Below are 12,771 nucleotides of genomic sequence, written 5' to 3' on the forward strand. Positions count from 1 at the left end.
GCACGGATTGCAGCGCGTCGTGGTGGAAGGTGCTGTTGATGAGGTCGCCTGCGGCGTTGCGCTGGTAGGCGTTGACAATCTCGTCGATGACGCCGCCCCGGAAGTATTTGGCTTGCAGGACGGCTTGGTCGTCGTAGACCGCTTCCAGATGCTCGCCTTCCAAGTGGTAGTTTTTGGTGGTGGTGGGGTTGACGACTTTTTTAATCCGGTAACCGCTGGGGTCGTAGGCGAAGCTGACGGCATCAGCGGTTACCAAACGGTTGTTGGCATCCCAAGTGAACACCAAGTTGCGGGCGTTGGCGGGATCGCTGGGGAGGGCGATGGTTTTCAGGCTGCCGTTGTCGTCGTAGGTGTAATTTTCCAGTATCGGCCCAGTCAGGCTGCCGGTTTTGGTGCTTGCCAAGCGGTTGCCGCTGGTGTAGCTGTGGTATAGGGTGCTGGTGGTCGGGGTCAGCGAGCCGGTGGTGGTGGTCAGGCGGTTGCCGACCGCGTCATAGGTGTAGGACTCGTCGCTGGTGACGGTGCCGGCATAATCGGCGCTGAGCAGGTAGTAGGCGGGGCTGTAGGTATAGTTGCGGGCGACGTTGAGCTGGCCGGTGCCGCCGGAGTCAGTTTGGCTGAGGATGTTGCCGACCGCATCGCGGACATAGCTGCTGTTGTTGACGGTTTTGCCGGTGGCGGTGGTGTTTTGCAACTGGGTGAGCCTGCCTGCGGCATCGTAGCCGTAATGGCTGTGGCCGCCGTTGCTGAGAATGCGGTCGAGCAGGCGGCCGGCCGCGTCATAATGGTAGCTGACTTGCAGGTAGGCGGGGTTGGCTTCCGCCACCAAGCGGTTGGTGTTGTCGTATTGGTAGGTGGTTATTTCGCTTTGGTAGTCGGTTTTGGTTTTGAGGTTGCCGACCAAGTCATAGGCCCAAGCCAGCTTTTTGTTTTGGCGGCTGTCGGTCTTGCTTTTTAGCTGGTGTTTGGATGTGTAGGTATAGGTGTAGGTTACGGCGGCGTTTTGGCTGCTGACCAGATCGCCAAAGTCGTCGTAAATGGCCGATTCGCTGCTGCCGTCGGCCAGATCGGTTTGGGTGTTGCGGTTGAGCAGGTCGTAAGTATATTGGCTGGTTTGGCCTTTGCGGTCGGTTGTTTGGATTAGGTTACCGGCTTCGTCGTAGACAAAGGTTTGGGTTTTATCGGTTGGGGCTTCTATCAGGGGATCGACGACTTCAGTCAGGCGGCCCAGATCGTCATAATTAAAGGTTGTGGTGCGGGAAAGTGCGTCCCGCACGGTAAGGCGGTTGCCGAGCAGGTCGTAACTGTAGGTGGTGCCGGCGTTGGCGGCGTTTTTGCTGACGGTCTGGCGGTTGAGTTCGTCATAAGCCCGCCATTCGGTACAGCCGTTGGTGTTGAGCGGCTGGTAATCGGGGGCGGTGGTGTCGGTGTGTTCGTTGGCGTCGATGAGGCAATACAGGTTGCCGTTGGCATCATATTTATATTGGGTGCTGTTGCCCAACGGGTCGGTAGTTTGGAGCAGATGCCCAGTTTTGTCGTAGGTGCTTTTTGCCGTTTCGCCGTTGGCGTTGGTGACGGCGATAGGATGGCCGGCGAGGTCGTATTGCGTTTCGGTGCGCCGCCCGTTGCCGTCAATGACGGCGGTTTTGCGGTTCATGGCATCGTATTCGTAGCGGGTGACGTGGCCGTTGGCATCGGTGGTCTTGATGACATTGCCCGCTTCGTCATAAGCAAAGCTGGTGTTGGCACCTAAAACGTCTTTGCTGCTGATGCGGCGGTCGGCGGCATCGTATTGGTGGGTGGCTTCGGTGCAGACCACATAGCCGCCAGTGGGGGCGGCGCAGTTGGGGCGGGTGACGGTGGTCGGGTAAGACATTTTTTCTTGGTAGACTTGGCCGTTCGCGTCAAATACGGTCTCATGGATATTGCCGTCGGGGTCGGTGGTTGTGACCAGGCGGTCAAGGTCGTCGTAGGTGTAATGGGTCGTTTGCGCCACCAAGGCCGGGACGGTCGGGGAGGTTTGCCGATACAGGGTTGCGCTTTGTTTGCGGCCTAGGGCATCGTAGGTGAAATGGGTATGGATGGTTTTTCCGGAGCCTTTGATGTTAACGTCGGAAACATTGAGGCCGTTGCTGACGGTTTCGTAGGTGTATTGGGTGACGCGCTTGCGGGTGGCATCGGTCGGGTCGATGTATTCGGTCAGGGTGTTTAGGGTGCCGTTGCTGTTCCAGCAATAGTCACGCAGGGTGACATTGGTGAGCGCTTGCCCGGCTTGGGTCAATTTCGACAGTGTCACCGATTGCGGCTTGCCGATTTTGCTGCATGTGCCGGCGGCGGTGTAATAGGTGGTGCTGGTGGTGATGTTGCGTTTGTCTTTGACAGCGGCGACTTGGTCGTAGGGGCCATAACTGGTGTCGGTCGTATAGTTAAAGGCATCTTGTTCGCGGCTGACGTTGCCGAAGTTGTCGCTGGCGGTGTCGGCGATGGTTTTGCCGTTCAGGTAGCTGTATTGGGTGGCGTAGCCCAGCGCGTCGTATTTTTTGTTGCGCAGGCCGTCATTTTGGCTTTCGAAGATCAGGACGGCACCGTCCGGTTCTTGTAGTTTGGTCATGAAACCGTCGGCATCGTAGGTATAGGTACGGACTCCGCCTCTGGGGTCGGTGACGCGGGTGATTTTACGGAACAGGTCGTAATCGAGGGCTTCAGTATGGCCTAGGGCGTTGCTGTAGTTGAAGACCCGGCCATTGCTATAATAGTTGAAAGTGGTTTTGACGGCTTGAGTGCCGCGCAGTAAGGGCAGGATGATTTCGTGCAGCAGATGCCCGTTCTGGTAGGTGTAAGTGATCTTTTCTTGTAAGGGGTTGGTTTTAGCGGTCAAATCATCGCCCGTATAGTCATAATGCCATGTCCGCCCCGTCCAGTCGGTGATGTCTTGGATGCGTTTGGTCGTGCCGTAATAGGTGAACGTTAAGCCAGTGCGGGCGGCAATGTTCAGGTTGTCTTTGACGGTGCTTAAGCGGCCGCTGGCGTCGTACGCCAACGTCAATTTGTCGCCCCAAGGGTTTTCTATGGTTTTTAGGCGGGCTTTGGTGTTAGGGGTCGCTTTCAGGTTGCCTGTGACGGTCTCGAAGGTGTATTTCACTCCGTTACGGAAGGTTAGGGTATGCTGTCCGGTGGCGCTGTCCAAGGTCAGTTGGTCAAAAACCCCTTTGGGGTTGGTGACGGCGAAGGTGGTCTCGTTGACCAAAAAGTTTTGCTCGCCGCCGCGCTCGTCGGTGTAGGTGATGGAGGAGGTTTTGCCGTTGCCGTTTTCGGGCTTGGCGGTTGTGCCGCAATTGGGGCAGATGCCGAAATCGTTGGACTCCAGGCGCATCCCATAAGAATGCACCCAGCCGTAACCTAGCCCTATATCGACGGCTGTGGCGCTGGCGGCGCTGTTGTAGGTACGCGTAAAGACATAGTTCAAGTCATTGCGCCCGCGGATTTGGATGTCCGTTTCGTCATGATAGTTGTTGCCGGAGACCGTGGATACGGGATCTGCCGTGGAAGGGGTGCGGATTTTGTCGTTATTGACGGTGGCGACTAAAACTTTGTCGGTGAACTGGTCGTTATTAAACACAGGTGTGGCCGATACGGCGCCGGTGTTGATGGCGGTGGCGGTTTGGAGCGTGGTGTTGGCGTCCACATAGCTGCCCGCCACGGCAAGTTGTGCCGCTGCTGAGGTAAGGACGGCCAAGGTTGCGATAGCGCGGTGCAAACGGGTCAAGCTTAAATGCGAAGGGGTCTTGTTCATGGCGTTTATTTTGTGAGGTTGTTGATTTCGAAAGCCATCGACGTTAAGCGGTTGTCGGCAGTTGAATATTCTTTGTGGATATCGACGGTAAACCGATAAGTCGTTCCTATCGTCAATTTGGACGGGATTAGGTATTCGGCCCAAGATTTGCTTAGATCCCGATCATAGAGGTTGCTGCGGATGTTGGCGATGTTGGTTGTTTCTTGGGCATCATTAGCGGGCGGTGCCGTGCGGTAAACATATAAGCTTTTGTCGAAGGGGTCTGGAGTATGCTTGGTATCGAAATAATCGAAATATTTTTGCCCAATCATCTGTGGGATGATGGTGTTTTTCCAGTCATTGTTAATGCCATTAAGTAGATCCGCTTTTGAACCGGATATCGCTGTGCCGTCACAGGTTGTGCCTGTATAAGAACCTTCCGGCGAAGCATTTATGGAGCTTATTTGATCGGATACGCATTTTGACCAGCCATAGAGGCCAGAATTTGGCGTATAAGAATACTGTCCATACGATTTGCGTAAATCACTGGTATTTTGCCCAATGGTGGCCTGAAAAAGATCGAAGGTGCTGCCGTTGGTGGCGTGCTTCCAAGTTGCAGGGGCGGTCGTGCCAATGGTGAACGGGCTGTAGGTGAATGCGGTGGCGGGATTGCCTATGCTGAAGCCTAAAGCGCCATAGAGGCCGGGCAAGGTGTCGGCGGTGGCGTTCTTTTTAGGGTTAAGCAAGGTTGCGCCGTTGCTTAGCGCCATTTGGATGCCGCGTACTGTTGATACGGCATCATACCCGGTCAGTTCTTGCCATGTTTCATGCTCTAGGGATGAGGTGATATGCCCTAAAAACTCAAATTGGCGGTTGGAATAGGTCAGGGGTGTGTCGTTGGTGCGGTACGAGCCTGCGATGGTGATGCCTTTCATATCAATTAACAGGCCACCGGGTAAGATTGAAAATGCCGTGCCGTCGATGTATTCGGCTTCATGTGTCGAGCTGACGATGCCCAAAAAACCGACGATGGGGGTTTTGGCTTTCATTAACAGGTCGGCGCGTTGGAATTGTTCGCGGACTTTGGTGTAATACTGGGTGGCGGCGACATAGAGCAGGCCGCCCGTTAGGGCATCTAACGCGGGTTTGTTGTCTAACAGCGTTGGGTCGGAACTGTCCCAACCGTTCTTGGTGGCATCGACAAACGGTGTGCAATTTAGCCCGCTGGCTTTGTCGCATCCTGATTCGTTAGGGTTGAAGACAATTTTATAAGTGTCATTGGCGGTTAACAATTGGTTGGCCGCGTTATGGACTTGTTGCCAATTGGACGATTCGCCGCCGGTGGCGATCAGATAATAACCGCCAAGAATACCGTAATAAGTGGCGGAAACGGTGTTGTCATCCGTGCCGCCTGTCGGGTCGGGGGTGCCGTCCATAGATACATAAATGGTGTAAGCGTCGCCGACTTTTGGGTTGTAGCCGACTATTGTGCCTGAACCGCCGAGCGGGCGGGCGATTTCAACGCCGCCCAGTCGGGTGACAACATTGGGGATATTGCCGGGCGGAGGGAATTCGGTCGCTAGGGTCAGGCGTTTTGTGTTCAGTTCCGCCAATAAAGGGTTGCCTGCACCCAAGGTTGCGGTAAAGGTACCGCCGCCTGTTAATGGGGCGACTATTCCAACGGTGATGGATAGCCGCTTACCCCAATCTTTGGCTTCTGTGCCGACGGCGGCGGTATCATGTGAGGCCACCGAATCATAATGGCGGACGCTCCCTATGCCGCCCACTACTTTAAAAGGCAATGAGGCGGGCAGTAGGCCGTCGTGTATTTCGATGATTTGCCCGGCATCGGCAACATCTTCTAGGGTATTGCCGGGTTTGTTGGCCCGTAACCAAGTGCCGATTTGCTCTTCTAAAATAGTCAGCGGGTTTTTGTCTTTGCGGAGCAAGGTATCGGTTGCCGAGTTTTTAATGGCGTTGTAATAGCCGGTGTAGTCGAAACTTAAGGCGCTATAAGGGTCTATGTTTAAACCGTTGTAGGTTTTTTGTTTAAAGCTGCCGTCCAGCGGTACCCAATCGCAACGCGCCGCGTAACTGGCTAGTGAACAGTCTACGGTTGACGGTAGGGTCAGGCCGCGGTATTGCTCAAAAGGCACCAATACTTCAGACCAGACATGTTCAAAATCAACCGTGCTGCGGTCGGCCGCAAGGGCAACTTTTTGGATGCCCTGGTCTTTTAATACTTGTACGGCCACATCAAGATTCGCGATGCCTAGCCAATTGGTGAATTGTGCGGCGGGCATCCGTACGGTTGCGACGGCATAACGGGCGGGGATGTTCCGCGCCCGCATCATGGCGATTAGGGCGGTGGCGATATCGACATCGCTGCCGCGTTGGGCATTGAAGGTGTTGACCGAGCCGGAGCGTGAGCCGTGGTAAGTCGAAAATTCGAAATTATTGTGGACGTATTCGTAAATGGCGACCGCAGTACCCAGTTGCCCGGCTTTGGCGGCCAAGGGTGCAGCATCACTGCCCGTGAAGACAATTTCAGGGGTTTGGAGTTGTGCCGCTAGGGCTTGCTGTTGCGGTAAGGCCGCTAATCCCAAAAAAGCAACGGTTAATAGGGGGATTCTTGACAACAATAGACGGTTTGGCATGGCAAGTCCTTATTAGTGGTTGGCCTGGGTAGGGGTGGGTGCGGAGGTTTTCGCAGGTGCGGTGCTGCGGAATAATGCCCGCAGGGTCGGCGAATGGTGTTTTATGGGTTTTCTTAATACACTGTGCTGTTGGGGTTCGAGCTTATCGCGGAACGCCATTAGCCGTAATAAGCGGGGCGTTTTTGCGTTGTTGTCGGCAAGGATATTTTCTAGGTGTTTTGCCCAACGCTCATACAGTTGCCCGCGTTGTTGGCTTATCGGAAAACCGCTTGAATATAAGGTTTGTTGTTGTGCCATTAGCCCGGCTTCTTGGTGCAGTGAGGCAGCTACATCCAACGCTTTGGTTTGCGCGGCTTTGCGTGAGTTTTCTCTGAGCGTCTGTTGTTGGGCCTGGTCAGGTGTCAGGGCGGCGTTGCTGTTATGCGGTTTAATTTGTATAAGCTGTTGTTCGGCGGCAATTAAGTTGTCTAAGGTTGTGCGCAACTGTGATAAGGCGGCTTGTCCGGCGGGGTCGGCGGCATCTTTAGGCTGTTTGGCTAAAAGGATGTTGCGGCCTATTTCACGGATGGCCGCTAATTTTTCGGGCGGCAATTCGCCTGCTTGGGCATCTTTGCCCGTGTTTGGAAGGGCTAGCGCCGATGCGGTTTGGAGTATCCCGGCCAGTAATAGTGAAGATAAAAAAAGACGCATTGAAATTCTCCTTAGCAGGCTTGGAAACGGCGGATATGGCGCATAATGGCGGCTAATGCCAATGCCAACAGTATTTGCCCAGGTAACGGTAAGGCGGGTACAGGGGTACTGGCCTGTTGCCCTTGTGCATTGGCCAACAGTGCGCCGGGGCTGGTGACCGGATTGCCAGCCAGTTGCAGGGTCGTCAGTTGGGTTAAATTCTGCAATGGGCTTTGGTCGGTAATGTTGTTGTTGCGCAGATCGGCGCTGGTCAGGTTGACCGCCCATTCTAGGCCGGTGAGGCTGTCAATGCCTTTGCCTACAGCGGATAAGCTGGTCAGTTGGGCGAGTTGCCCACGGTTTAGGCTATCCATGGCATTGCGCCCTAGAGCTTGGTTGATGGCTTGGCGTAAGGCTTGGTCGGGTATGGTTACGGCTGTCGCCAAACTGGGGAGTTTGCTGGCGGTGGCTAAGGCGCGGGTCGCTAAGGCGGTGATGTAAGCATCGCCCGCTGTGGCAGTTGTGGTGTCGCCGTTCCATTTCCAACTGCCGTCTGCCGCTTGGCTGTTAGTGAGGTTGGTTAAAAATGCGGTGGTTTTGGCACTGTCGCCAGCGGCCTGCGCGGCCTGCGCGGCCTGCGCGGCCAGCGCTTGGAGTAAGGGCGGCGCATTGGTGTCAACCAACACAGCTAAGGTGTTGAGGGCATTGGTGATATTAGTGCTGAGCGTTGTGTCCCTTCCGGTATAAAGTGCGAGGGCTTGGACGACTATCGCAGTGGTTGCGGGGTCGCTGCTGTCGGCAGGGTTGATTGCCCAGCCTTTATCATTAGCGGCGGTGTGCTGGGTGCTTTTGAGGTAGTTGAGCGCCCCGGTGATGTTTACGCCCGTTTGGTTCAGTTTGTTGTACGCGATCAACGCCAAGGCGGTATCGATGGCCGAACTGGTGTAGTTAGATGACAGACCCCAACCATAGTAGGCTGTGCCGACAGATTCTTGGGCATCTTTTAGGTAGGCTTGGGCGGTGCTGACATCGTCGCCATGGCTGATGAGCGCCCGTGCGAATCTTGCGGTCAGGTCGACATTGTTGCTGGCGTGGTTTTCTAACCAAGTCAAACCTTCATAATAGTCTTTTTGCTGGTTGGAGGCGGACTCAAAGGCTTGAATTACCGCACTGGTGTAGACGGGCTGGATGTCTATGGCGGAAGTCCCCCAGCTGCCGTCGGCATTTTGCTTAGAAGACAGCCAGGTTATGGCGTTTTTGATATTGGTGTCGTAGAGGTCGGCGTGGGCTGCGCTGCTGATTGACAGCAATAGGGTTATCCAGACTTTGTTGAATTTCATAAATAATGTCCGTCATGAATTTTGATGGCAAAAATCAATGGTTTTTGGGTGTTAGGCCGTTTATTTTGGGATTGTCCTTCTGCCAACAGAGTGCTGTCGGATGTAATATGCCTAAATGATAGGGGGGCAGTTATCAAAATAATGGGCAATAATTTGCCTGTACGCCTAAATAATGTTTTACGGCGCGGTAAAAGTTATCATTTTGTGAATTTTTCTGGTTTTTGATGTTTTATAGCGCCGCTCTGGCAAGCTCATTAGTGTCCTAAGCTTCTTTGTATGGGCAAATGCCGCCCCCCTAAAATCACTGGGTGTCATTTAGGGGGAAGCTTCCCTGCTATACGGGGATGCCGAAAGGCAACAAGTTGTTTGTCGGTTAAACCACCAAGCCATCAGCCGTTGTAGTTGTGAGGGCTATAAGATGAATATTCGTCTCTGGGCTAATGACTACATGAAGCGATGATGATATGGGCTCTACCACTAAAGCTGTGCCATAGCCATCATCGTAGTTTTCCGGGTCGTATCTAGTGCCATAAATATTGTATTCATAGGTTGCGTGTACTAGAACGATGTCGCCGGAGGTGTCGGTTTGCCCGCCGCCGTTGTCGCCGCCGTCGTCAGTGGTGGATACTGTGTCGCCCGTGGTGTCGGTGGGGGTAGTGCCGGAAGTGTCGATTTGCCCGCCGTCGAATAAATAAACGTCTGAAGGTATGATATAGCCAGTGTTTGCTGGGTTATTGTCCTTAGTGCTATCAAGGGAAGTTTCATCGCTTGTTGTAGCAGTTATGCCGTTCAGTGCATCTTGATTGGCGGTGTCATTAGTTGCAGGCGCTACTGGGTCGCTGGTATCAGTAGGAGTGCTGGTAATGGTGGTATCCGTATCTGGGGTTTGCGTATCGCTTTGGATATAATCTGTTGTAACCAGTAATGTGCTGTTAGTTGCCATGATAAAAGCCAAGTTAAGGTAATATGCGGAAGATTTAACTAATATAGGTAAAGTTGTCTCTAGTATGCGTTAGTTACTTATCTTTAAGAAGAAGGTGATTTTTATTATCAGTTAAATGGATGTTATGTGTTTATTTTAGTGCTTATTTATTTTACATGTGGTTTTCTTTGTAATGAAATCAAAAAAACAGATACGGTTAAGTAATTATGTGAAATAGCAATATTGATTAATAAGGTATTGATTTTTCAATGAATAAAAGCCATATAATAGATTTTGTGCTTTAATGAAATTTAAATAAGTGAAATGCTTCACAAAAAATAACTGCAATCATTGCCAGAAACTATCCGTTATTTGTTAAAAACAAAGCAAGTTCACTTGGCTATCTGGCTGTTATAATCACCATAATTTTTAGCTTTGAGCCTGCTATGGAACCCGCCCCAGCCCCTAAGCCCACGGTTTTTCTGATCGAAGAGTGTGCGAACCCTTCCACGGATTTTTTTATCCTGCCGCTGTTGGCGGCGGGTGGGTTTCCGCTTGTCCGGTGTTTTCATGCCGATGTGCCGGAACCTGAAGCATTAACCGATGCGATTGTCATTTTTGTCCGTTATGTGCCGCCTGCGTGGGTGCGGCTGGTTGGCGCGTGCCGGGTGCGGTTGCGGGCGTTGGTGTTTTTTATGGATGACGATGTGTTGGACATTGCCGCGTCGGCGGGGATGCCGCTCAGTTACCGTTATAAATTGGCAAAATTGGCGTGGCGGCAACGGGCTTGGTTGCGTGGCCAGCAGCCGCAGCTTTGGGTGTCGACACCGTATCTGGTGGAAAAATACGCGACGTGGCGGGCGCAATTAGTGTTGCCTACGCCGATTGCGTTCCCTGAGCCGATCCGGCGGATTTTTTATCACGGTTCGATTGCCACGCATCAGGCGGAAATCCGTTGGTTACGTCCGGTGGTGGCGGAGGTGCTGGCACGGGACCCGCAGGTGGCTTTTGAGATTATCGGGAAGAAAGATGTGTTTGAGCTGTACCGGGGCTTGCCGCGCGTTACCGTGGTGCATACCTTGAAATGGCCGGCCTATCAGGGTTTTTTGGCGCAACCTGGGCGGCATGTCGGCTTAAATCCGTTGTTGGACGTGCCGTTTAATTTGGCGCGTTCGCAGACCAAGTTTTTGGATATTACCCGTTGCGGGGCGGTCGGAGTGTATTCGCCGGGCGGCAGTTGTGCGGCGGTGGTCGAGCATGGGCGGCAGGGTTTGGTGGTGGCGAACGAGCAGGCGGCGTGGGTGGAGGCGATTTTAAGCCTGACCCAAGACGAGACTTTCCGCTATGGCTTATGGGGTAATGCCCAAGCGAAGACACTGGAAATGGCGGCGCAGGCGCAACAGGCTAACCGCCAGTTGTTGGGGGGCTGATGGCTAGGCCGTCGCTTTCTGCCGAAGATTTGGCGCAGGCCGCTGTGCGCTTGTTGCCTAAGCCGCGTTTGCTGACTTTGTGGGCGTTAAGTTGGCGCTGGCGGCGGGTGGTGGTATATCGCCCGGTGCAGCCTGCAAACCGCCGTCTGTTGGCGGCGTGGCGGCGTGGCGGCGAGGTGTTGGCGCGGTTAGGCGGTCTGGTGCTGTGGGAAGCCACCGAGGGCTGTGTTGCGCCTTTTAATGCTGCGGATGGGGTATTGTCGCTCTGTTGGGCCAGTGCGTTGGAAACGGCGATAGCGGTGGCTTATAGCCCTGCCCAGCAAGCGCGGGCGTGGCAGTTGCAGGGGTTGTGGCAAAGCCAGCAGTTATCGCGCTATAACCACGCGCGGGCGTATGCTTTGCCTTTACCGCCCCATTATGTAGTGGTAGTTGATGCGGGGGATGCGGCGGGGTCGGCGCGGATGCTGGCGGCGGCTTTGGCGGAGTATCCCGATGCGCAGGTGCTGGTGTTGCCTTGCCCTGATGTGCCTGGGCAGCGGCGGACGTTGGCCGATGCGGCGCGGGTGCAGGCGCTGGCGGCGGATGTGCATCCGGCGGCGGTGCTGGCCGGGGCGCAAGCGGTGTATTGTCAGGCTTCTAGCTTGGGTTGGGAAGGCTTGTTATGGGGTAAGCGGGTGTGCACCTTTGCGATGCCGTATTATGCGGGCTGGGGCTTGACCGATGATGCCGTGCCGCCACCTTTAGGCCGCCAGCCAGTGCCCTTGGCCAATTTGCTGTATGCAGTGCTGGTCGCTTGCGCGGCTTATGTTGATCCAGAAACAGCACAGCGCTGCGAACCTGAGCGTTTGCTGGCTTGGGCGGGGTGGCAGCGGGTGCAGCGCGGGCGGTTTCCGGCGCGGCTGTACGCATACGGTTTTTCCGATTATAAGAAGCCGATTGTGAGGCGGTTTTTTCAGGGTAGCGTTGTGCTGTTTGATGTTGCGCAGCCGCCCGAACAGGCCACGCTGGTGGTCTGGGGTCGGCAAGCGCTCACGGTGCTGCCGGAAAATGCCAAACAATGGCATACTATTCGCTTGGAAGATGGTTTTATCCGTTCCGTAGGCTTAGGTGCCGATCTGATCCGGCCATTATCATGGGCTTTGGACAGTACGGGTATCTATTACGATGCGACAAGGCCTTCCGATTTGGAGGCTTATCTACAAAATTATCCCTTTGATACGGCATTGCTGGCGCGTGCTAAGCAGCTACGCGAGCGCTTGGCCGCTGCCCGGTTGACCAAATACAATGTCGGCACGGGGGGCTGGCAACGCCCGCCGGGCAGTTTGGCGGGGCCGGTCATTCTGGTGCCGGGGCAGGTGGAAAGCGATGCGTCGTTGGCTTATGGGGCGTTGGGGCTACGCACTAATTTAGGCCTGTTGATGGCGGTGCGTAGTGCCGAACCGACGGCTTATATCATTTATAAGCCCCATCCTGATGTGGTGGTGGGCTTGCGGCAGGCGGGGCAGGACGAGGCGCAGACGCATTTATGGTGCGACGAGATTGTCGTCGATGTGGCGATGGGGCAATTGCTGGAACAGGTCGATGAGGTGCATACCTTGACTTCGTTAACGGGCTTTGAGGCGTTGTTGCGCGGCAAAAGGGTTGTCTGCTACGGTTTGCCTTTTTACGCGGGGTGGGGGTTGACTGAGGATAAGCTGGTGGCGGACAGGCGTTCGCGCCGCCTCAGTGTCGATGAATTGGCGGCGGCGGCGTTAATCCTTTATCCTACCTATATCAGCCGGGTCAGTGGCCAATTTACCAGCCCTGAGCGGGCTTTAGACGAATTGTTGGCATGGCGCGGACAAGCGGCTTGGCGGCTGTGGGGGCGTAAGCTGTTGCGTAAGGCTTTGCTGTTGGAATTGTGGCTGAAAGCCCGCCGCCAGCCAGTACCCCCTCCAGGTTAGCCTGCTTCCTTAGCCTGGCCAGAAAAAAAAGCGGCTAT

Annotated in this window: 6 protein-coding genes and 1 pseudogene; 2 read left to right on the forward strand and 5 right to left on the reverse strand. The window is 54.5% G+C overall.

Annotated features, from left to right (window positions below):
* The 5 genes and pseudogenes from AADEFJLK_RS26000 to AADEFJLK_RS14750 form a co-directional block, all read right to left on the reverse strand.
* A pseudogene (locus tag AADEFJLK_RS26000) lies at positions 1-3,793 on the reverse strand (DUF6531 domain-containing protein); the annotation flags it as partial.
* A gap of 5 nt (positions 3,794-3,798) precedes the next feature.
* Entirely contained in the window at positions 3,799-6,429 is a 2,631-nt protein-coding gene (locus AADEFJLK_RS14735) for a transglutaminase-like domain-containing protein (protein WP_103974800.1), read from the reverse strand.
* Between the two features lie 12 nt (positions 6,430-6,441).
* Positions 6,442-7,119 (reverse strand): hypothetical protein, encoded by a 678-nt coding sequence (locus AADEFJLK_RS14740; RefSeq protein ID WP_103974801.1) that lies wholly within the window; start codon positions 7,117-7,119, stop codon positions 6,442-6,444.
* Positions 7,120-7,130: 11 nt separating this feature from the next.
* Complete coding sequence (locus AADEFJLK_RS14745) at positions 7,131-8,438, reverse strand: leucine-rich repeat domain-containing protein (protein ID WP_103974802.1); 1,308 nt, start codon at positions 8,436-8,438, stop codon at positions 7,131-7,133.
* A gap of 373 nt (positions 8,439-8,811) precedes the next feature.
* Positions 8,812-9,381, reverse strand: coding sequence for a hypothetical protein (locus AADEFJLK_RS14750; protein WP_103974803.1), 570 nt, complete (start codon positions 9,379-9,381; stop codon positions 8,812-8,814).
* A gap of 425 nt (positions 9,382-9,806) precedes the next feature.
* On the opposite strand from AADEFJLK_RS14750, the gene AADEFJLK_RS14755 reads away from it, so the two are divergent.
* Complete coding sequence (locus AADEFJLK_RS14755; protein WP_103974804.1) at positions 9,807-10,790, forward strand: glycosyltransferase; 984 nt, start codon at positions 9,807-9,809, stop codon at positions 10,788-10,790.
* Complete coding sequence (locus AADEFJLK_RS14760) at positions 10,790-12,733, forward strand: capsule polysaccharide biogenesis protein (RefSeq protein ID WP_103974805.1); 1,944 nt, start codon at positions 10,790-10,792, stop codon at positions 12,731-12,733. Before AADEFJLK_RS14755 ends, AADEFJLK_RS14760 begins: the two co-directional genes overlap by 1 nt.
* The last annotated feature ends 38 nt before the right edge of the window (positions 12,734-12,771 follow it).

Origin of the sequence: Methylovulum psychrotolerans, assembly GCF_002923755.1 — a bacterium.
GTDB classification, from domain to species: Bacteria; Pseudomonadota; Gammaproteobacteria; order Methylococcales; family Methylomonadaceae; genus Methylovulum; species Methylovulum psychrotolerans.

Bases quoted from the DNA above. Each gene is read 5' to 3' on its own strand.
- AADEFJLK_RS14735 (WP_103974800.1), bottom strand. From the start codon at position 6,429: ATGCCAAACCGTCTATTGTTGTCAAGAATCCCCCTATTAACCGTTGCT.
- AADEFJLK_RS14740 (WP_103974801.1), bottom strand. From the start codon at position 7,119: ATGCGTCTTTTTTTATCTTCACTATTACTGGCCGGGATACTCCAAACC.
- AADEFJLK_RS14745 (WP_103974802.1), bottom strand. From the start codon at position 8,438: ATGAAATTCAACAAAGTCTGGATAACCCTATTGCTGTCAATCAGCAGC.
- AADEFJLK_RS14750 (WP_103974803.1), bottom strand. From the start codon at position 9,381: ATGGCAACTAACAGCACATTACTGGTTACAACAGATTATATCCAAAGC.
- AADEFJLK_RS14755 (WP_103974804.1), top strand. From the start codon at position 9,807: ATGGAACCCGCCCCAGCCCCTAAGCCCACGGTTTTTCTGATCGAAGAG.
- AADEFJLK_RS14760 (WP_103974805.1), top strand. From the start codon at position 10,790: ATGGCTAGGCCGTCGCTTTCTGCCGAAGATTTGGCGCAGGCCGCTGTG.